This is a genomic window from Lachnotalea glycerini, assembly GCF_003201285.1.
GTDB lineage: Bacteria > Bacillota > Clostridia > Lachnospirales > Lachnospiraceae > Lachnotalea > Lachnotalea glycerini.
Genome location: NZ_QICS01000016.1, coordinates 31,039 through 51,114, shown reverse-complemented (window position 1 = coordinate 51,114; position 20,076 = coordinate 31,039). Strand labels below are relative to the sequence as shown.

The 20,076-nt window shown below is 33.5% G+C and carries 18 protein-coding genes, 1 other RNA gene and 2 other annotated features; of the genes, 14 read left to right on the top strand and 5 right to left on the bottom strand.

Annotation, left to right across the window (positions count from 1 at the left end; genetic code table 11):
* Together C8E03_RS19460 and C8E03_RS22985 are read left to right on the top strand one after the other, a co-directional pair.
* Positions 1 to 786, top strand: coding sequence for an MBL fold metallo-hydrolase (locus C8E03_RS19460; RefSeq protein ID WP_170123076.1), 786 nt, complete (start codon positions 1 to 3; stop codon positions 784 to 786).
* Between the two features lie 146 nt (positions 787 to 932).
* Positions 933 to 1,127 (top strand): helix-turn-helix domain-containing protein, encoded by a 195-nt coding sequence (locus tag C8E03_RS22985; protein ID WP_278321201.1) that lies wholly within the window; start codon positions 933 to 935, stop codon positions 1,125 to 1,127.
* 720 nt (positions 1,128 to 1,847) lie between these two features.
* Here C8E03_RS22985 and ssrA read toward each other — a convergent pair.
* From ssrA to C8E03_RS22120, 3 genes are all read right to left on the bottom strand, one after another.
* Positions 1,848 to 2,195: a transfer-messenger RNA gene (gene ssrA, locus C8E03_RS19450) on the bottom strand.
* Between the two features lie 119 nt (positions 2,196 to 2,314).
* Entirely contained in the window at positions 2,315 to 3,082 is a 768-nt protein-coding gene (locus tag C8E03_RS19445) for a Sir2 family NAD-dependent protein deacetylase (protein ID WP_170123075.1), read from the bottom strand.
* Between the two features lie 463 nt (positions 3,083 to 3,545).
* Positions 3,546 to 3,722, bottom strand: a complete 177-nt coding sequence (locus tag C8E03_RS22120) for a hypothetical protein (protein WP_170123074.1) — start codon at positions 3,720 to 3,722, stop codon at positions 3,546 to 3,548.
* A gap of 198 nt (positions 3,723 to 3,920) precedes the next feature.
* Here C8E03_RS22120 and C8E03_RS19440 point away from each other — a divergent pair, with 198 nt between their 5' ends.
* Positions 3,921 to 4,457: a hypothetical protein gene (locus C8E03_RS19440; protein WP_094375759.1), complete on the top strand. Its 537-nt coding sequence runs from the start codon at positions 3,921 to 3,923 to the stop codon at positions 4,455 to 4,457.
* A 17-nt stretch (positions 4,458 to 4,474) separates the two neighbouring features.
* Positions 4,475 to 5,158 carry a response regulator transcription factor gene (locus tag C8E03_RS19435; protein WP_110291890.1) on the top strand — a complete coding sequence of 228 codons (684 nt, stop codon included), beginning with the start codon at positions 4,475 to 4,477 and terminating at the stop codon, positions 5,156 to 5,158.
* A gap of 188 nt (positions 5,159 to 5,346) precedes the next feature.
* Here C8E03_RS19435 and C8E03_RS22115 read toward each other — a convergent pair whose 3' ends face one another.
* Positions 5,347 to 5,502, bottom strand: a complete 156-nt coding sequence (locus C8E03_RS22115) for a hypothetical protein (RefSeq protein ID WP_170123073.1) — start codon at positions 5,500 to 5,502, stop codon at positions 5,347 to 5,349.
* Between the two features lie 459 nt (positions 5,503 to 5,961).
* On the opposite strand from C8E03_RS22115, the gene C8E03_RS19430 reads away from it, so the two are divergent.
* The 3 genes from C8E03_RS19430 to C8E03_RS19420 all read left to right on the top strand — a co-directional run bounded on the left by C8E03_RS19430 (position 5,962) and on the right by C8E03_RS19420 (position 9,504).
* Positions 5,962 to 7,443, top strand: coding sequence for a sensor histidine kinase (locus tag C8E03_RS19430; RefSeq protein ID WP_110291889.1), 1,482 nt, complete (start codon positions 5,962 to 5,964; stop codon positions 7,441 to 7,443).
* Between the two features lie 99 nt (positions 7,444 to 7,542).
* A complete protein-coding gene (locus tag C8E03_RS19425) occupies positions 7,543 to 8,298 on the top strand; it encodes a hypothetical protein (RefSeq protein WP_094375756.1) in 756 nt (251 codons plus the stop codon).
* A gap of 33 nt (positions 8,299 to 8,331) precedes the next feature.
* Entirely contained in the window at positions 8,332 to 9,504 is a 1,173-nt protein-coding gene (locus tag C8E03_RS19420) for a serine hydrolase domain-containing protein (RefSeq protein ID WP_110291888.1), read from the top strand.
* Between the two features lie 164 nt (positions 9,505 to 9,668).
* Here C8E03_RS19420 and C8E03_RS19415 read toward each other — a convergent pair whose 3' ends face one another.
* Complete coding sequence (locus C8E03_RS19415; RefSeq protein ID WP_094375754.1) at positions 9,669 to 10,244, bottom strand: N-acetylmuramoyl-L-alanine amidase family protein; 576 nt, start codon at positions 10,242 to 10,244, stop codon at positions 9,669 to 9,671.
* A 188-nt stretch (positions 10,245 to 10,432) separates the two neighbouring features.
* Between C8E03_RS19415 and C8E03_RS19410 the strand changes: the two genes are divergently transcribed.
* From C8E03_RS19410 to C8E03_RS19380, 7 genes are all read left to right on the top strand, one after another.
* The gene (locus C8E03_RS19410) at positions 10,433 to 10,855 is read left to right on the top strand and encodes an HIT family protein (RefSeq protein ID WP_110291887.1); all 423 of its coding nucleotides are present in this window, start codon (positions 10,433 to 10,435) and stop codon (positions 10,853 to 10,855) included.
* A gap of 246 nt (positions 10,856 to 11,101) precedes the next feature.
* On the top strand, positions 11,102 to 12,031 hold the full coding sequence (gene cysK / locus C8E03_RS19405; protein ID WP_110291886.1) for a cysteine synthase A: 930 nt from the start codon (positions 11,102 to 11,104) through the stop codon (positions 12,029 to 12,031).
* Positions 12,032 to 12,196: 165 nt separating this feature from the next.
* Positions 12,197 to 13,405 carry a MalY/PatB family protein gene (locus C8E03_RS19400; RefSeq protein WP_110291885.1) on the top strand — a complete coding sequence of 403 codons (1,209 nt, stop codon included), beginning with the start codon at positions 12,197 to 12,199 and terminating at the stop codon, positions 13,403 to 13,405.
* Positions 13,406 to 13,429: 24 nt separating this feature from the next.
* Positions 13,430 to 13,671: a binding site (T-box leader), on the top strand.
* A 185-nt stretch (positions 13,672 to 13,856) separates the two neighbouring features.
* Complete coding sequence (trpD, locus tag C8E03_RS19395) at positions 13,857 to 14,876, top strand: anthranilate phosphoribosyltransferase (protein WP_110291884.1); 1,020 nt, start codon at positions 13,857 to 13,859, stop codon at positions 14,874 to 14,876.
* Positions 14,877 to 14,981: 105 nt separating this feature from the next.
* Positions 14,982 to 15,203 carry a DUF3006 domain-containing protein gene (locus tag C8E03_RS19390; RefSeq protein WP_110291883.1) on the top strand — a complete coding sequence of 74 codons (222 nt, stop codon included), beginning with the start codon at positions 14,982 to 14,984 and terminating at the stop codon, positions 15,201 to 15,203.
* A 70-nt stretch (positions 15,204 to 15,273) separates the two neighbouring features.
* Positions 15,274 to 15,486 (top strand) — a binding site (T-box leader).
* 262 nt (positions 15,487 to 15,748) lie between these two features.
* Positions 15,749 to 18,154, top strand: coding sequence for a leucine--tRNA ligase (gene leuS / locus C8E03_RS19385; protein ID WP_094375748.1), 2,406 nt, complete (start codon positions 15,749 to 15,751; stop codon positions 18,152 to 18,154).
* A 504-nt stretch (positions 18,155 to 18,658) separates the two neighbouring features.
* Positions 18,659 to 19,840, top strand: coding sequence for a DUF3048 domain-containing protein (locus tag C8E03_RS19380; RefSeq protein ID WP_110291882.1), 1,182 nt, complete (start codon positions 18,659 to 18,661; stop codon positions 19,838 to 19,840).
* Positions 19,841 to 20,076: the final 236 nt, after the last annotated feature.

The following is a 20,076-nucleotide window of genomic DNA, read 5'->3' as shown; positions in this document are numbered from 1 at the left end:
ATGGAATTTGTAAAAAAGTTAAACCAATGTAAGGTACAAGAAGGAGAACTTGCATTATTTTGGCTTGGTCAAGCTGGATTTATCATAAAAAACAGTAGAGGAAAAACGTTAGTGGTGGATCCCTATTTATCGGATGCCGTTGAAAGAATATGCGGATTAAAAAGGTTGATGATGCCAGTTATGGAAGCAGAAGATTTAAATCCTGATTTAATAGTTATAAGCCATCACGACGAAGACCACTTGGATATGGATATCATTCCGGATATTATGAAAAGAAATCCAAATACTAGAATATTAGCACCCGATACATCATTTAAAATGTGCAAAGAAGCTGGAATAAGTGAAAAGCAACTTCTATTGTTTAATAAGGGAACGAAAGTAGAATTGGATGAATACAAATTAGAAGCTGTTTTTGCAGATCATGGTGATCACGCCAAAGATGCAATTGGTATGCTGGTAGAAACAGAAGGTCATTTAATTTATTTTGCAGGAGACACTTCTTTTCAGTGCGATCGCATGCAATATGCTGCTTCAAAAGACATTGATATTTTGGTACTCCCTATCAATGGAGAGTATGGAAATATGAATTCTTATGAAGGGGTTGACCTTGTTAAACTAGTGACCCCCAAATTAACCATACCAAGCCATTTTTGGACTTTTATAAGACATGGCTCAGATCCATATACATTTGACCGTGAAATGCGAATTGAGGCACCCAATATGCCGTTTTATTTTATGTGTCAAGGAGAAATGATAAAGTGGAATGGCAGTATGTTAAATCCATAATAGGTATTTAACGACTCTTTCATCAGTCAGCAAAGAATCAAATTATAGTAGTAAATGGTAATTGATTTTAGGAGGCAGCATTCCAAATTCATAAACAATATATCCTAAATAGCATTGGAAAATACAAGAAGTCCTTTACTCCTTAAATTAGTAAACGTGGATTAACACGATCTCAATTAGCAGAAATGTGTAATGTAAAGCAGCCAGTAATAGCGAGAATGGAATCTGATATTCATTCGCCACAAGTAGACAGCATATTAAAAGTACTTACCCCACTAGGGTATGCTCTGCAAATCGTGCCAATGCAAGAGAAGCATAAATCTATGAAAGATATATACTAGAAATAGTGTGTATCTTTTTTTATGGAATAATTATTTACAAAATAGATATGAAATAGATTAATCTTATTTAATAGAAAACTAGTTCCTTTTTCCTATTCATAATGGTAAATATACCTATTCATAGGTGAGGGAGGATTTATATTGAAAAATCTTAAAAAGGTACTGTTAACGCCTATTGTAATGGTTTTTGTGCTATTATTACCAACTGGTCTTAATGAGGTGCAAGCTGCAAAGGCAAAAATAAGAGTAACGTTAAAGTAAGAGATAGTAAAATAAAATCAAAACGTATTCAAGTTTAGCTACTACTAAAACAGTATATGGTGAAAGAGTAATCCCTTTAAATGAAAGTGCTATTTATTACTTAAATCTACTAAAAGAGTTTATCAATAATCATAATATTCAAACAGAGTTTGTTGTATATGCGACAAATGGTAATTATAGTACAGCAAGAAATCTTCAACGAACGTTTGATCTAAATATATCCATGTTTTAAAAGAACAGCAGGTTGAAGCAGTTAGATTTTTAAATATAATTTAAGATAATTTTACTCAATTTTATAACCAAAATAATACCCAAATAAAGCCGAAATTAAATAAAATGTAACGGTTTTAACCGAACTAAAAATAAAACGATATGTTAAATTCATAAAATAAAAAATGCTCAAAACACTGTAATTATAAGCATTTCAAGCATCTTAAATATTTTTGTGATATCTCTTTAATATGGAGCTGAGGGGAATCGAACCCCTGTCCGAAAGCTCTTCCATCATGGCATCTCCCATTACAGTCATTATTTTAACATTCCCTCTGTCCAGCGCCTAATGACAGGCTTTGGATTTTAGTAGCTTCATAAATTCTTTTACTTTTTCAAAGCTTTAAAAGTAAAGTGCCCCGCAAGTTCGAAGCCGAATTCTTAAGCAGCGAGTGGCTTAAGGTCGACTGCTGCCACTAGGCAGCGTACGCTAAATTTTCGTCTGCGTTTATATTTATTTTACGGATTAATGACGCGGTCCCGCCCCGCGAATGGCTTCCTTAACTTCTAAACCCCCGTCGAAACCAGTACAACCCCTAGGCTGTAGGTATGCAAACGTAAGTTTATTATAATCTAATAATTTTATTATGTCAACTTTATTTATAATCCATTTTATTCCTATCAATGATTTAAGAAATCAATAGGTATCATTGTATTTAATGATTCACAACTTCAAGCTTATCATAGATTATATGTACTTTTTCATCACTAAGCTTTGTAAGTACATTTTTTGATTTATCATATATAATATAATTTGCAAGCTTATCACTTTCATGATAAGTATCCTTAATTAGAACTGCTTTATTTCCACAATAATGTGAGAGATATTCTTTGAATTCCCCATTATAACCAGTATCAAGTATTAATAGCATATCAGCTGTTGAAATTGCATTCATTGCTTTTGTAACCTTATTATTATCAATTAATTCGCCAATCATTTTTACATCAGGTCTAATGGCAGAATTACATTCCAGACATTTGGGTAGTCCCTTGCTTTGTATCATATAATCAACCGAGTATCGTTGACCGCATTTTGGGCATATATTATCATAAACATTTCCGTATATATCTATTACATTTTTACATCCAGCTCGCTGTGCCAAATTAAATATTCCTTTAGTAATACAGCATTTTAATCTACCTATTTTCTCAAGTTGAGCCAATTTATAATAGGAAAGACTAGGTTTAAACTTAAATTTTAGTATCTCTTCTTTGTATATTTCAAAGAACTCCTTACTCCTTGTTGAATAAAAACCGATATTATATATTTCTTCCATCGATTTTCCATATTTGTTCTCAAAATAATATGAATAATTCTGAGTCCAATATTCAGGATAGCCGCAATCATAAGTCATACCTCGTCCGTTGATACATACAATATTTTGCGAGTTACTAATTAATTCTTCTAATTGAATTATATTCATATTCATCCTCCTTATATTGTTATAATATCGATTTACTTATGTATATTTCTTACTTTTGCGTGTATAAATAGTATACATCATACAAGTAATTTTTTCAATATTCATGTATTAATTTGTAATTTTATAAAATAATTTATCGAATTATGAAATTGTAAGTATAATTATAAAATTAATTAAATATTTAATGTTATTTAACGAGCCATATTCCCTATGTTTATGTAGATAACAAAATGTTTATAACCGAACATATAAAGTTTATTATTTTTTAAATGTTTATATAATCCATATAAATATTTAATTGTAAGTATTTAAATTCTTTTAAATTATTTAATAAAAGATCACATCATTTACTGATGTCATTATACATGATATGATTCAGTTAAAAAACTGCTCACTTAATAAAGGAGCAGTTTGCTGAAATGTTTTGAAGCGGGTATGGTGACTATCTTGATATAAATAGGAGTTATTTGAATATATTTATTACATAGTCACGCATGGCATCTTTTGAATTGATGCATTTTGCTCCTTCAATTAATTCATTTTGTTTTTCTTTTGTCAATTTAGAAAATTGATTCAAAACGTCACTGTGCTGTGCAAGCTCCATTGTAAAACCGATAGGAAGCTCTTCGTTATTTATCATAGTATCACCTCATTAGGTATTATTTCTAATTTTGCTTATATTAAACAAAAATCTTAAAATAATAAGTTTAAATATTCTGTGAAATAACTTGATAAAGGATATAAGACTGTAGTAAAGTACAATCATAAGATTTAAATTATTGAATAGAAATTTGCTATTAAATCTGTTAAAATATCAGTTAGTAAAAGGAGTGATACAATGGCAGATAGAGATAATTTAGAGATAGATGGATTTGTTTTTTGCTCAAGGCGTGATGCAATTGCAGCGGAAAATGAGTTAAAGGGTGTAGAATATCTTAAAAAGAAAGCAAATACAAAAAATGTGAAAACAGTACTGGTTGTATATAATAAATTAGTTTCTGAGGGGTTATTTCATACTCCGATAGGAATAAGCTATTTAAAAGAGCTTCAGCAGCTTCTGATTGACAGTAAGGAAATAGATAATAATAGTATTAAAAATATTCAGGTAGAGCCATTAGATAATGGTATATCAAAAAGGAATATGGCAGATAGAATAGCACATATATTTAGCAATTCGAAAAAAGCATATCGTGAGAGACTTAAGATGTCAATTATAATAAATATTATTTTGGCAATTGTGATTGCTGCTATGTTTGTTATTACAACTACAGGCAATAATGTAAATATATTGAATTATGAAGAAAAGTTGGTTAATAAATATGCTTCATGGGAACAGGATTTAACAGAAAGAGAAAAAGCATTGAATAACAGATAGAAAGAGGGGTTATCATTATGAATCGTGATAAATTAAAGATTCTTGTTGTAGATGATGAAAGCAGAATGAGAAAGTTGGTAAAAGACTTTTTGGTTAAGCAGGATTATGAAGTAATAGAAGCAGCTGATGGGGCGGAGGCATTGGAGCAATTCTATGCAGTAAAGGATATTGCTCTTATTATTTTAGATGTTATGATGCCCCAAATTGACGGTTGGCAGGTTTGCAGAGAGGTAAGAGAATGTTCTAAGGTTCCAGTTATTATGCTCACTGCTAAAGCGGATGAAAGGGATGAACTGCAGGGCTTTGAACTTGGAGTGGACGAATATATAGCTAAGCCGTTCAGCCCTAAAATATTGGTTGCAAGAGTAGAAGCACTTCTTAGACGTGCTAATGTACTGAATAAGGATGATGTGATTAAGGTTGGAGGCATAGAAATTAACAAGGCAGCTCATATGGTTTATATTGATGGAGAAGCGATTGAGTTAAGCTTTAAGGAATTTGAATTGTTGACATATTTTATTGAAAATCAGGGTATTGCTCTTTCAAGAGAAAAAATTCTAAATAGTGTTTGGAATTATGACTACTTTGGAGATGCAAGAACTATTGATACACATGTAAAAAAATTAAGAAATAAACTTGGAGTAAAAGGTAACTATATAAGGACAATATGGGGTATGGGCTACAAGTTTGAGGTGGAATAGGCTCGTTTTAACAATTGTAACTCTGTAAAAAAATCTATAAGAGAGTATACAAATGCTATCAGCAAAATTGCAGAGGGATATGAAAGTGTATATGATATAACTGCTAATAAAGGGGCTGTTGCCAAATTGACTAGTTTTTAGTCAATTTGGAACAACAGCCCTTAGTTAATAAAGAGGTATAATGGGAATTAATGCATTGGTTTGATTTTCTCATGACCATTTTTAGCTTTTCCTTGAATTTCTGGTACTGGTGCTACTGAATTTTTTGGAATGTGCAATTTGTGATTGCTTTCCGTGCCATGAGGTTCTTTGGGATCAGGTCTTTTCATACCTGCTTTTGCCATATTGATTGCTTCCTTTCTTTTACTCTATACGAAATACACTACAGAATTATTATTACGAAATATTTTAAAGAATATACGATACATCTTTTGACAAAAATAATTAAATACTTGGATTTCATGTAACCCTCATTACGGAAATAATAATATGCTATGGTACTTTTATCTGCTTTTATGTAGACTAGTTAAAGAACATGAATTTACTGTGAAATGAATTGAAAGCCTTGTGCAAAGATAGTATAATTATAGCATTCAGTAATTAGCTAATAACAATATAGTTTCTTTAGCTGATTAGTATAAAATAAAAGAGAAAACAATAGTTGCCAAATAGTTACCGGAAAATAAATAAAAATTATATCAAATTTTATATAGAAAATAGGTTAAAAATTATATTTTTTTGGAAAATGGATATAAAAGTAGTGATAAAATGGTAGTTATGGGCTACAAGTTCGAGGTAGAATAATGAGATGGTCACTTAAGAAAGAAATAGCCTCAGTATTTATTATTTTAATGACGAGTACTATTTTTTTGTGTTGGTTTGTAAATAATACTTTTTTGGAGCGCTACTATGTCGCAAACAAGGAGAATGTTTTATTAAATGCCTATAACGAAATCAATCAGGCAGGTAATGACGGAACCTTAATGTCTGATGATTTTTTAATGCAATTTGAAAAGATTACGTCTACAGGTAATATATCTATTCTTGTTATTGCTCCGAGCGGTAAGGTTATCATGTCCTCTGTTTATGATTATGATATGCTTAATCAGCAGCTCTTAAAAAATATTTTCGAACAAAATACGGATGACGTTACAGTGCTTAGCAAAGAGCAAAATTACATTATTCAAAAGACAAGAGATCCGCAAATTAATACAGATTATTTGGAAATATGGGGAAATCTAGAAAATAACAATTTATTCATTATGCGTACCGCTGTTGAAAGCATTCGAGAAAGTGTTTCAATTTCCAATCGGTTTTTAAGTTATGTCGGCTTATGTGCTGTTATGATTAGTGCGATGATTATATGGACTGTATCAGAGCAGATTTCAAAACCAATACTAGATTTAGCCAGAATATCAAAACGAATGACAAAGCTGGATTTTGAAGCCAAATATACAAGAGGGGGAAGCGATGAAATAGCGATACTTGGAAATCATATCAATAAATTATCAGAAACTTTAGAAAAAACAATATCTGAATTAAAAACAGCCAATAATGAGCTAAAAACAGATATTGAGAAAAAAGAACAGATCGACGAAATGAGAAAAGAGTTTTTATCCAATGTTTCACATGAATTAAAAACCCCTATAGCTTTGGTTCAAGGCTATGCTGAAGGGTTAAAGGAATGCATAAATGATGATGCAGAGAGTAGAGAATTTTACTGTGATGTTATCATGGATGAAGCAAATAAAATGAACAAAATGGTGCAAAAGTTATTAACACTTAATCAAATAGAATTTGGCAATGATAAAATAGCACTGGAGAGATTTGACATTACTGCATTAATTCATGGAATAATACAAGCGTCAGATATTTTGATTAAGCAAAAGGATGTAAAAGTAATTTTTACAGTAAAGGAGCCTATTTATGTTTGGGCAGATGAATTTAAGCTTGAAGAGGTATTTACAAATTATTTTAGTAATGCTTTAAATCACGTTGCAAATGAAAAAATTATTGATGTTAAAATAACCAAATATGAAAATAATATTCGTGTTTCAGTGTTTAACACAGGCGATAGAATACCAGAAAATGATTTGGATAATATATGGATTAAATTTTATAAGGTAGATAAGGCAAGAACAAGAGAATATGGAGGCAGTGGTATTGGTCTATCAATTGTAAAAGCAATTATGGATTCATTAAATAAAAAATGCGGTGTTTCAAATTATGATAATGGAGTAGAATTTTGGTTTGAGCTGGATTCTAATGTACCACAGAATAATTAGACAAAAGATATTGTTTCAATCTTAAAAAGATGTTAAAATTATCAAAGATACTGAAAAGAGATATAATTGATATACAGATAATGAAAAGGGGATAGACTTATGAAAAAAATTGGGATATTGATGGTAACAGTTTTATTTTTAACGGGGTGTGTACAACAGATTGATATATCGGATCAGGAAAGCGATATGATAGCAGCTTATGCGGCAAATGTGACCTTGCAGCATGATAAAAAATATAATAAGAAGTTAGTAGAATCTCAGAATGCTGTTACAGAGCAAGCGGATGCAAATACACCTGAGGTGGATAAAGGTGCTGTTTCAATGAATGAAGAGACGGCTGCTTTGCCGGATGAAATGATGGGGATTGATAATACTGCTGATGCGAATGCGGCAGAGGAAACAGTACCTGATATTGCAACTACTCTTAATTTAGAAGGCTTTAATATTACCTATGAAGGTTTTGAATATGCAAAACAGTATTCAGATGAAGCAGAAAATGAAGCGCAAACAGAAGAAACAGTAAATTCAGAACCACATGTCGTAAATAGTCTGGATAATAGTGTTTTTGTAGTATTGAAATTTAAGGTGGAAAATACAACAGATGAGACGAAACTTTGTGATATACTTTCTTTAAGTCCAAGATTGAAGATTTCAGTAAATAATGAAGAACCGATTAATTCGCACGCATCCTTGTTGAATAATGATTTTTCAACTTTATATAATGAATTTGAAGCACATGAATCTATGAATGTAGTATTACTGGCTGAGGTTGGTCAGGAATATGAGAATAGTGTTAATACGATAGCATTGGATATTGTCTTAAATGGACAAACCACAACTTTTGAACTTAATTAAAATATTGTATTGCTTGTACAGGAGATTATCAGGATGGAGAATAGAATAAAACAGGCAAATCAGTCAATAATAGATGTTCTTAATCTGGAGATAGAGAAAGGACAACTCCCAGGTGCTGCCATTAGTATTATTTACAAAGGTCAAAATGTTATAAACAATTGTCTTGGATATTCGGATTTGGAACAAAAAAAGCAGGTAACGCAAGATTCTATTTTTCGAATCTATTCCATGAGTAAACCAATTGCAGCAGTTGCAGCAATGATACAGGTTGAAAGAGGATTAATTGATATTTATGCACCAATACAAATTTATTTACCAGAATTTAAAAATATGCAGGTATGCAAGGACGGAAAGTTAGAGAAAGCCAAAAGAGAAATTTTAGTTAAAGATTTGCTTGATATGACTTCAGGAATTGTTTATCCGGATATAGATGAAGCAGGATTACATATGGAGGAGCTATTTACTCAACTGCAAACCAGATTAAATCAAGGTGAGAGAATTACAACATTAGAGATATGTAATAAAATAGCTAATATTCCGTTAGCCTTTCATCCTGGTGAAAGATGGAGGTATGGTCTTGGCGTGGATGTAATGGGAGCTATCATTGAAGTAACTTCAGGAATGAGGCTGTCAGAATTTTATGCCAAGGAGATTTTCAATCCACTTGGGATGCAAGACACAGGTTTTTATGTTGAACAAGAAAAGCAAGAACGATTATCTGTGCTTTATAAATATGAAGATCATTTGCTTAAGCCAGATGAAAAAAGACATTTATGCTTAACAAAATGCCTTTCTGCGCCAAGTTTCGAATCCGCTGGAGCAGGTATTGTTTCAACTTTGAGAGATTATAATCAGTTTGCACAGATGTTGGTAAATTATGGAACCTATCGAGATGTTAAATTATTAAGCAGAAAGTCTGTTGAGTTGTTTACACAAAATCATTTGACACGAAAGCAGTTGGCTGCGGTTAATTTTGAAACATCCATAGGATATGGTTATGGTAATTTTATGAGGGTTTATCAGGATTTGACTTTGGCTGGAGCATTGGGAACAGTAGGGGAATTTGGCTGGGATGGCTGGAGTGGTCCTTATGTAACTATTAATCCGTTTGAAAATTTGACTATTGTGATGATGCTTCAACGAGGAGGTTATACCAATGCTTCCCTAATAAGAAAGATCAGAAATATTGCGTATTCTATATTGTAATATATGGAATGTTCTATTCATAGAGCATTCCATTTTTAAGATGATATTCTTATAAATTTGACTTAAAAATAGCTGTGGTTAGTAGTTTTTATGATTACTAATCACAGCCTAATCCCTTAGCAAAAAGAGAATTGATTTTATACCTTGATGTAAATTCATTACATTTATAGTGGTTTTAAGCCAAAATAGTTTAATACACCGATATAAATGGCATAGGCAAAAGCATATTGCTGATTGGCAAGCTTCCAGGCGTCAGAGGAGTTTGTAATATAGGCAAGCTCTACTAAAATTGCAGGCATGTTGGTATTTCGAAGGACATAAAGAGATGGTCTTATTATAACGCCATTATTATTAGTACCTAGTCTACGCACAATTTCGCGTAAAACATCATCGCCAAGCCAATAACTTTCACTGTAAAGAGAGGATACATATACTTCGGTACCGTTTATATTAGGATTGTCATTAGCATTAACATGAATACTGATAAAATAGTTAGCTGGCCAGTTATTTGCCTCGGTTACTCTTTCATTAAGGCTGCTTATATTATCGGTTCCAAGTATTTCAGAAGCGGTATTTCTGGAGGTTCTCACCTCAAAACGAGGATCTTTTTCCAATAAATCAGCTAAGTAACGACCTACCATATACGTAATATCCGATTCATAAAGACCATTTCCTTCTGCACCGCTGTTGTGATAACCAATCGGATTATGACCTTGATCAATAAAAATTCGAATAGCCAAAATATCACCTTCTATTAAAATAAATGAGTTGTTTTAATATATGCCATAATCATAAATATGTGAAAAAATGATTCTTATCTTTTAAATATTATATTCTTGCGTTATACTATTTAAATAAGTATAGTTAGTATTTCAAAATTTATACATAATAAGAAGCCAAATAGGAATGAAAGATAAGGAGAAGCAGAATGAAAGATGAAAATTGTGGATATTGTATGGGAGGAGAACTACTGGATAAATTCGGTATTCCGATTTGTAAACTTGGTGTAAGTGATTTAGTGTTATTTAAAGAACAAAGTAAAAAAGGCAGATGTATTGTGGCTTATAAGGATCATGTAAGTGAAATTGTTGATTTGTCCGAAGAAGAAAGAAATGCATTTTTTGCAGATGTAAATAAAGTGGCTAAGGCTATTCATAAAGCTTTTTCTCCAGATAAAGTGAATTATGGAGCCTATGGAGATACAGGAAGTCATTTGCATATGCATCTGGTACCTAAGTATAAGGATTCAGAAGAATGGGGAAGCACATTTGATATGAATCCACAAAAGACATTCTTATCAGAGAATGAATACAAAGAAATGATTAAATTGATCAAAGCAAATCTTGAATAAAATAAAAAAGTGAAACAGATTATAATAAGTAGTCTGTTTCACTTTTTTATTTAATTGATAAGTTTTACAAACATCCATATTAAGATACGTATATAATATAAACGAAAAATAAAAATTATTTAAAATAGTATTGACTTATTTTAAAATATAATGTATAAATAAAACATAGTATTCATAGCGAATAAGTATGAATAGTGAGAAACTGGTTATGAAATTAATAAATTGTTACTAATAGGAGGAAACAGTATGGCTAATATTTATAGTAGTATTACGGAATTGGTTGGAAAGACACCTTTAGTTGAATTAAAACGCTTAGAGGAGGCAGAGCACTTAGAGGCTAAAATTATTGTAAAGCTTGAGTACTTTAATCCGGCCGGAAGTGTAAAGGATAGAATTGCAAAGGCCATGGTTGAGGATGCAGAAGCAAAGGGATTGATAAATAGCGATACAACAATTATTGAGCCGACAAGTGGAAATACGGGTATCGGTCTTGCAGCTATTGCAGCAGCAAGAGGCTATAAAGCAATTTTTGTAATGCCAGAGACAATGAGTATTGAGAGAAGAAAACTGCTGAAAGGATATGGCGCAGAAATTGTGTTGACAGAAGGCACCAAGGGAATGGCGGGAGCAATTGCAAAAGCGGATGAGCTAGTGAAAGAAATACCGAATGCATTTATACCCGGACAGTTTGTCAATGAAGCAAATCCAAAAGCGCATATTGAAACTACAGGCCCTGAAATTTGGAACGATACAGATGGCGATATTGATCTATTTGTTGCAGGTGTAGGAACGGGTGGTACGCTTACTGGTACTGGTATTTTTTTAAAAAGCAAAAATGCAGATATTAAAGTGGTTGCAGTTGAGCCAGCGAGTTCTCCTGTTTTATCGAAAGGAACACCGGGAGCACATAAAATACAAGGGATTGGTGCCGGTTTTGTACCTGAAGTTTTAAATACCACAATATATGATGAAATAGTTGCTGTTGAAAATGATGCAGCCTTTGAGACAGCAAGATTAATTGCTTACAAAGAAGGTATTTTAGTTGGTATTTCTTCAGGTGCGGCGCTATGGGCAGCAATTGAATTAGCCAAAAGACCAGAAAACAAGGGAAAGACGATTGTTACAGTATTACCGGATACAGGAGAAAGATATCTATCCACTCCTTTATTTGATTAGATGTATCAAAATTATAATATTATGTTTTGAGCTATTTACATGTAAGCAGCATTAGTTTAAAATAAAGTTAAATGATAAACGGTAATTTGAGAGTTAAATTCAGATTACCGTTTTAAAATAATTACAGAGCAATAATGAATTCACAACAGCAGAAAGGTGACTATTATGAATTATAACTTTGATGAAATAATTGATAGAAAAAACACATATAGTTTAAAATACGATTGTAATAAGGAATATGGCATGCCTGAGGATGTACTACCGTTGTGGGTCGCAGATATGGATTTTAAAGCACCAATACGGGTTATTGAGGCATTAAAAGAAATATCAGAATTTGGTATTTATGGTTACACCAGAATCAATGATCAATATTTCTCCACTTTAGAGAGGTGGTATTCAAAATATTTTGGGAGAAGAGTCAGAAAAGAGTGGCTGATAATAACACCTGGCGTTGTTTTTGCGATTGCATTAGCTATAAAAGGGCTTACCAATGAAGGGGACAGTGTTATCATACAAAAACCTGTATATTATCCATTTAGTACTATGATTATTAAAAATAACAGGAAATTAGTCAATAATCCGCTTATTCTGAAAGATAACAAATATGTGATTGATTATGATGATTTTGAAAATAAAATTATTCAAAATAACGTTAAATTGTTTTTATTTTGTAATCCGCATAATCCGGGTGGTAGAGTGTGGACGAAAGAGGAAATAATCAGACTGGCTGATATATGTGTGAAGCATAATGTCAAAATTGTATCAGATGAAATTCATAGTGATTTTATATTCCCCGGATATGAGCATACAGTATTAAGTGACTTGAAGCCTGAATATGAAGCGCTAACTATAACATGCACGGCTCCTACAAAAACCTTTAACTTGGCAGGATTGCAAATATCTAATATTTGGATACCAAATGAAAGAATTAGAAAAATCATAGAAAACGAAAAAAGCAAGACTGGATACCATGAACCTTCCATTACAGGATTAGTAGCATGTAAGGCTGCATATGACAGTGGTGAAGAGTGGTTATCTCAGCTTAGAAGTTATTTAAAGGGAAATCTTGATTTCGTAAGAGAATTTATAAAAATTAATTTGCCTGAAATCGAATTGATCGAACCGGAAGGTACCTACTTAGTCTGGTTAGATTTTAGAAAACTAGGTTTGGCTGATGAGGAAGTGGATACGTTAATTGTGAGCAAAGCAAAGCTTTGGCTAGACAGCGGAAAAATGTTTGGCGAAGAAGGAAAAGGATTTCAAAGGATTAATATTGCATGCCCCAGAACCGTATTAGAAGATGCTTTAAACAGAATAAAGACAGCAATGAATTCAAGCGTTTTTAAGAAAGAGATTGACAAATTATCAGAATAAGAATATACTGTAGCAAATTGAAGTGTTAAACCGTAGAGCAAGAGAAGTAGTTATATAATCTAATTACAGAGAGCTATCGGCTGGTGGAAGATAGTATTAGTAATATAATGAATGGGCTTGTGAGGGCAGCTTGAAACCGATAGGTAGTAGACGCTGACGGAAACCTGATCCGTTAACAAAAAGGTATGCATGTTAGTGCATAAGCAGAGTGGATGTATTACATCAAACTGGGTGGTATCGCAGAAGTATAAGCTTTTGTCCCTTTATAGGGACAAGAGCTTTTTTTCTATATTGAGGTATTGATAATGTAATGTGTTAAAGTAAGTGATTCCTATAGAATAAAACACATACCATATAGAATCTATGTAAATAAATAGGAATATGTTATTGTGTGGTTCCCACATTAAGAATAACAGTATATTGTCTAAAATAAAAAGGAGGAAGGAAGCAGATGATTAAAGAAGCAATTTACAAATTAATGATTGGAAATGACTTAACCTATGAAGAAGCGAAAGATGTTATGGAAGAAATGATGGATGGAACAGCTACACAGGCTCAAATGGGTGCATTCTTAGCTGGTCTTAGAATGAGAGGGGAAACAATCGGAGAAATCACAGCTTTTGCAACTGTAATGAGGGAAAAAGGTATTAAGATTCAGCCTCAAAGGGCTGTGATAGATATCGTAGGTACGGGAGGAGATGAAGTAGGAACTTTTAATATTTCTACAACGAGCGCTTTTGTTGTTGCAGCGGGTGGCGTTCCTGTTGCCAAGCATGGGAACAGAAGCGTATCAAGTAAGAGCGGAGCGGCCGATGTACTGGAGCAGCTCGGAGCCAATCTAATGCTTACTCCTGGCCAAAACGAAGAGATTCTAAATAATATAGGAATATGTTTTATGTTTGCACCAGTATATCATTCTTCTATGAAATACGCTGCACCGGTGAGAAAGGAGCTGGGAATTCGAACTGTATTTAATATTCTTGGACCTTTATCCAATCCGGCAGCCGCTACGATGCAGTTACTTGGAGTTTATGATCAAAAGCTTGCCCAGCCATTGGCACAGGTATTGGCTAATTTAGGAGTAACAAGAGGTGTAGTTGTATGCGGGAAAGATGGGCTTGACGAAATTACGCTAACAGGAGAAACTACAGTTTATGAGATTAGAGATGGAAAAACTACAAATTATGCTATTACACCAGACGAGTTTGGTTTAAAATCCTGTGCGCTGGCTCAACTAATTGGTGGAACCCCCGAAGAAAATGCGAAAATTACAGAAAATATATTATTAGGTAAGGAGAATGGACCTAAGAAAGATGTGATTTTAATGAATGCAGGAATGTGCTTGTATCTTGGAATAGACGGGATATCGCTGAAAGAGGGCATAGAAATGGCTGCAAACATTATTGAGTCTGGTAAGGCGTATCAAAAGCTTTGTGAGTTTATAAGAGAGACAAACGAAGCTCAGCAATAATGTCTGTTATTTGTTGTATTGATGCTTGGTACTATTTGGTGATTTACAAAAAGGTAAATATTGTGTATTCTAATAGTAAGAGCATATTGTACGAGGAGATATTAAATGAAATTAGTAATTGACAGATTTGAGGGCAAATTTGCTGTTTGCGTGCAAGAAGACCATGTGATTAATATACCCAGATATAAGATACCCATTGAGGCTAAGGATGGAGATTGTATTGAGATGGAAAATGGCTTTTTTGTTGTTAGGAAAGAAGAAACAGAGGATAAACGATATAAGGTGAAAAAATTTATGGATGAATTAAAAAAGAAGAATAAATGTTAGAAATGCCTGTAATTAGAGAAATATACTTGACAAATTAGCACCATATGATAAAATATCAATATTGTTATGGATACAGACTGTGATGAGGAGTATTAAGAGAAGTATGGTTTCAGAGAACTATCGGTTGGTGTGAGATAGTACCTAAGATCTCCCAACTCGCCTCGGAGTTCCTTAATTGAAATAAGTAGATTGAGGCGGGACTTCCCGTTATAGAAACAGAGTGCATTTTGCTTTTGCGAAATGAATTAGAGTGGTACCGCGAATGTTCCTTTTCGTCTCTATTGAGATGAAAGGGATTTTTTATTTCGTAGGAAAGACCTTGTTGTGGTAACGTAAAAAAGTTTGATTCCTATGAAATAAAAACACAATGCGAACGAATGCAAGTGAAAAATGTCACTGTGTGACTGCATTCGGCGCTGGAAAGCAGTCAAGCCCTCATGAGTGAGGGATTAGGGAGCTGCGGACTCTAAATTGTTGTTTTGCAACTGGTATAAGAGCAGGAATCAGAGAATACGAACTTTTATATAATTGAGAGGAGAACATTTATGTCAGAAGTTTATAATCATAAGGTAGTAGAGAAAAAATGGCAAGAGGTATGGGATAATGAGAAGGCTTTTGCGGCAACAGACGATTATTCAAAACCAAAATATTATGCCTTAGTAGAATTTCCTTATCCGTCAGGACAAGGACTTCATGTTGGTCATCCAAGACCCTATACGGCACTTGATATTGTTGCAAGAAAGAGAAGAATGCAGGGCTATAATGTATTGTATCCAATGGGTTGGGATGCATTTGGTCTTCCAACTGAAAATTACGCAATCAAGAATAAAATACATCCAAAGATTGTTACTAAGAACAATGTAAAGAGATTTAAGGAGCAGTTACATTCGTTAGGATATTCCTTTGATTGGGACAGAGAAATCAATACTACAGATCCAAACTATTACAAATGGACACAGTGGATTTTTCTAAAGCTATTTAAGGCAGGCTTAGCCTATAAAACAGAAATGCCGATTAATTGGTGCACTTCCTGTAAAGTAGGACTTGCGAATGAAGAAGTAGTTAACGGAGTATGTGAACGTTGCGGCTCAGAAGTTGTTCGTAAGGTAAAAAGCCAGTGGATGCTTAAAATTACAGAATATGCAGAAAAGTTAATTGAAGGTCTTGATACCGTTGATTATATTGAAAAGGTTAAAGTTTCGCAGAAGAACTGGATTGGTAAATCGGAAGGTGCAGAGGTCGATTTTTTAATAATGGGGAAAGAAGATAAATTACGAGTTTATACTACAAGACCAGATACATTGTTTGGTGCTACCTATATGGTTGTATCACCCGAGCATCCGATTATTGACAAATATAAAGAAGAATTAACAAATTGGAATGCAATTGAAGAATACAGAGAAATGGCTGCTAGAAAATCTGATTTTGAAAGAGCGGAATTAGCCAAGGAAAAAACAGGCGTGGTAATAGAAGGTCTGTCTGCAATTAATCCTGTGAATGGGAAAGAAATTCCAATTTGGATTTCAGATTACGTATTAATGACCTACGGTACGGGTGCAATTATGGCTGTACCTGCTCATGATGAAAGAGACTGGGAGTTTGCTAAGAAATTTAATTTACCTATTATCGAGGTAGTGGCCGGAGGAGATGTGCAAAATGAAGCATTCACTAATGTAGCAACAGGAATCTTAGTGAATTCTGATATCTTAAATGGGCTTGAGGTTAGTGAAGCAAAGAAGAAAATGATTGCTTATTTAGAAGAAAAAGGTATCGGTGAGAAGAAAGTAAATTATAAATTAAGAGATTGGGTATTCTCAAGACAAAGATATTGGGGAGAACCAATTCCAATTGTAAAATGTGATAAATGTGGGTATGTTCCATTAGATGAAAGTGAGCTTCCATTAGAGCTCCCCGAGGTTGATAGCTATATGCCTACCGACAATGGTGAATCTCCAATTGCTGCAATGACTGATTGGGTAAATACCACTTGTCCATGTTGTGGTAACGCGGCCAAAAGGGAAACAGATACTATGCCACAGTGGGCAGGCTCCTCATGGTATTTCTTAAGATATACAGATCCTCACAATAATGATGCTCTTGCAAGCAAAGAGGCATTAAAATACTGGCTGCCAATTGACTGGTACAATGGAGGTATGGAGCATACAACACTGCATTTATTATACTCTCGTTTTTGGCATAAGTTCCTGTATGATAATAATATCGTACCGACATCGGAGCCATACCAGAAGAGAACCTCACATGGAATGATTTTAGGTGAAAATGGAGAAAAAATGTCAAAGTCTCGCGGAAATGTAGTAAATCCGGATGATATTGTAAGAGAGTATGGAGCGGACACACTTCGTGCCTATGAAATGTTTATCGGTGCCTTTGATTTAAGCGCTTCATGGTCTGAGGATGGAGTGAAAGGATGCAGACGTTTTCTTGACCGAGTGTGGAAGCTTCAGGATATGGTAACTGACGAGGAAGAGTATTCTCGTGATATGGAAACTAAAATGCATCAAACCATTAAAAAGGTAAGCTCTGATTTTGAGAGCTTGAAATACAATACGGCGATTGCTGCCATGATGGCGTTAATCAATGATTTTTATAAGAAAAATCAGGTAACAAAAGGTGAATTTAAGACTTTGATTACTCTATTAAATCCTGTTGCACCTCATATGACAGAAGAGCTTTGGGATGTATTGGGATTGGAAGGCAGAATATATCAAGCATCTTGGCCGGAGTATGAGGAAGCAAAGACAGTGGAAAGCACAATAGAAATTGCGATTCAGATTAATGGCAAAACGAAGGCTACTATTATGATTGACAAGGATGAAGAAAAGGTTTCTGTTTTAGCAAAAGCAAAGGATGCAATTGCTGACAAAATAACAGGAACTGTTGTAAAAGAAATCTATGTGCCGGGCCGTATTGTCAATATCGTACAGAAATAAATGGATTTTAGTAGTTAAACATTATGCACTTAGCATGTTAGAAGGAATAAGAGCAATAACAACCATTGGTGTGGTATTGTTAGTGGATTATATAGTAAGAAAGTGTTTATATTGTGGAGATAGGACTTCATGTTAACAGCAGTACTCATTGGTCACACTGTGGTGAAGTTATTAATACTTACAATAAAAAGGATGAATTGAATAAGTATATTCGATATTATTAAAGGGGCTATCCATTTAAAAATGGGTAGCTTTATTGATTATAGCTATTAATATATACCCTTAATTAATTTTTTTAGTATCATTTTATTATAAAAGTGAAGTTAAGAAATTCTTACAAAAATAGAAAGTATACAAAAAATATTGAATTTTTTATGTTGTTTTGGTATTATTTATTAGATGAGTATTGTATAAAAGAGTATACGAATACTTATTTTTTAGATTAGCAGTTATATATGATAATATCATGTGAGCTGGAATAACAATTGAGAAAGCGAGAGAACTATGAAGAAATTACAAATAGTATTGCTGGCTGTGCTAGCTGCAACCTTTATGTTTGCAGGTTGTGGTTCTAAGGCTAAGGAAGAGACAACAGAACAAGCAGTTGTTGAAACGCCGGCAGAGGAAACAGTGGAAGAGCCAAAGGAAGAAGTGACTGAGGTGAAAGAGGAAGTGCTTCCGGAAGGTAAGAAGAGAAGTGCATTAACGAATGAAATTGAGGATGAAACAGTAGCTGATTCTCGCCCGATAGCTATAATGCTTCCAACCGATAAAGCGGCACAACCACAGTATGGTATTGGAGAAGCAGGTATTTTATACGAATGTATGGAAGAAGGCAATATGTCTCGACAAATGGCAATTATTGAGGACTGGCAGAATATAACACAGCTTGGTAATGTTAGAAGCTGTCGTGACTATTATGTATATTGGGCATTGGAGTGGGATTCCATTTTAGTTCATTTTGGAGGACCTTATTATTTGGCTGATATGGTTACTAGAAGTGATGTGAATAATATTACAGGATGTGCAGTAAATAGTACGTCTGTGTCCCCTGGTGCAAGCGCATTTTATCGTACTACTGATAAAGAAGCACCTCATAATGCATATACAAGCGGTGCGAAGCTTGTAGAAGCATGTAAAACACTTGAGTATTCTTTGGAGCATAGAGATCAGTATTATGAGCCAAATCATTTTACCTTTGCAAAGGAAGAAGAGTCAAATACATTAGAATCAGCAAGTGGAGCTTTAGAAGCCACCAGCATTGATTTATCACCAGCATTTTCATATACACAATCCTCATTAGAATATAACGCAACCGAGGGTACTTACTATAAGAGCTTATACGGTTCTGCTCAAAAGGATGGTGCTACAGGAGAACAGCTTAAATTTGAAAATGTAATTGTTCAGTATACTTATCATGAAACGAGAGATGCGAAAGGCTATCTTGCATTTGGTTGTACTGACGATCAATATGATGGTTATTTCTTTACTGAAGGAAAAGCCATTCATGTAACATGGAAAAAGACTTCTGATTATGGCGCTACAAAGTACTATGATGATAACGGTGATGAAATTGTTTTAAATACAGGCAAGACCTATATTGCAATAGTAGAAAGTGATGACGCAGTTAAGATTAATGGGGAATCCTATTATTCAAATACAGTTAAGACAACAAGCTCAAAATAATAATTTAATTGTATCAATATCAATGTACCCTGACTATTCAAATGCTGGTAGAAGGGTACATTTTTTATTCTACTAGGAATGATTTTGCTGCAATAAAGTGATAATTCTTATAGAATATAAAGTTTTCCAAGCAGGATGCATAAAATTTATAAAAGTGATGCTGCTCCATATCTATATTTTAATACAGTTTTGACAAATCAAGCGAAAGAAAATAATGGTGTAGTTTATTTTATAAA

Bases quoted from the DNA above. Each gene is read 5' to 3' on its own strand.
- C8E03_RS19460 (WP_170123076.1), top strand. From the start codon at position 1: ATGGAATTTGTAAAAAAGTTAAACCAATGTAAGGTACAAGAAGGAGAA.
- C8E03_RS19445 (WP_170123075.1), bottom strand. From the start codon at position 3,082: ATGAATATAATTCAATTAGAAGAATTAATTAGTAACTCGCAAAATATT.
- C8E03_RS22120 (WP_170123074.1), bottom strand. From the start codon at position 3,722: ATGATAAATAACGAAGAGCTTCCTATCGGTTTTACAATGGAGCTTGCA.
- C8E03_RS19440 (WP_094375759.1), top strand. From the start codon at position 3,921: ATGGCAGATAGAGATAATTTAGAGATAGATGGATTTGTTTTTTGCTCA.
- C8E03_RS19435 (WP_110291890.1), top strand. From the start codon at position 4,475: ATGAATCGTGATAAATTAAAGATTCTTGTTGTAGATGATGAAAGCAGA.
- C8E03_RS22115 (WP_170123073.1), bottom strand. From the start codon at position 5,502: ATGGCAAAAGCAGGTATGAAAAGACCTGATCCCAAAGAACCTCATGGC.
- C8E03_RS19430 (WP_110291889.1), top strand. From the start codon at position 5,962: ATGAGATGGTCACTTAAGAAAGAAATAGCCTCAGTATTTATTATTTTA.
- C8E03_RS19425 (WP_094375756.1), top strand. From the start codon at position 7,543: ATGAAAAAAATTGGGATATTGATGGTAACAGTTTTATTTTTAACGGGG.
- C8E03_RS19420 (WP_110291888.1), top strand. From the start codon at position 8,332: ATGGAGAATAGAATAAAACAGGCAAATCAGTCAATAATAGATGTTCTT.
- C8E03_RS19410 (WP_110291887.1), top strand. From the start codon at position 10,433: ATGAAAGATGAAAATTGTGGATATTGTATGGGAGGAGAACTACTGGAT.
- cysK (WP_110291886.1), top strand. From the start codon at position 11,102: ATGGCTAATATTTATAGTAGTATTACGGAATTGGTTGGAAAGACACCT.
- C8E03_RS19400 (WP_110291885.1), top strand. From the start codon at position 12,197: ATGAATTATAACTTTGATGAAATAATTGATAGAAAAAACACATATAGT.
- trpD (WP_110291884.1), top strand. From the start codon at position 13,857: ATGATTAAAGAAGCAATTTACAAATTAATGATTGGAAATGACTTAACC.
- C8E03_RS19390 (WP_110291883.1), top strand. From the start codon at position 14,982: ATGAAATTAGTAATTGACAGATTTGAGGGCAAATTTGCTGTTTGCGTG.
- leuS (WP_094375748.1), top strand. From the start codon at position 15,749: ATGTCAGAAGTTTATAATCATAAGGTAGTAGAGAAAAAATGGCAAGAG.
- C8E03_RS19380 (WP_110291882.1), top strand. From the start codon at position 18,659: ATGAAGAAATTACAAATAGTATTGCTGGCTGTGCTAGCTGCAACCTTT.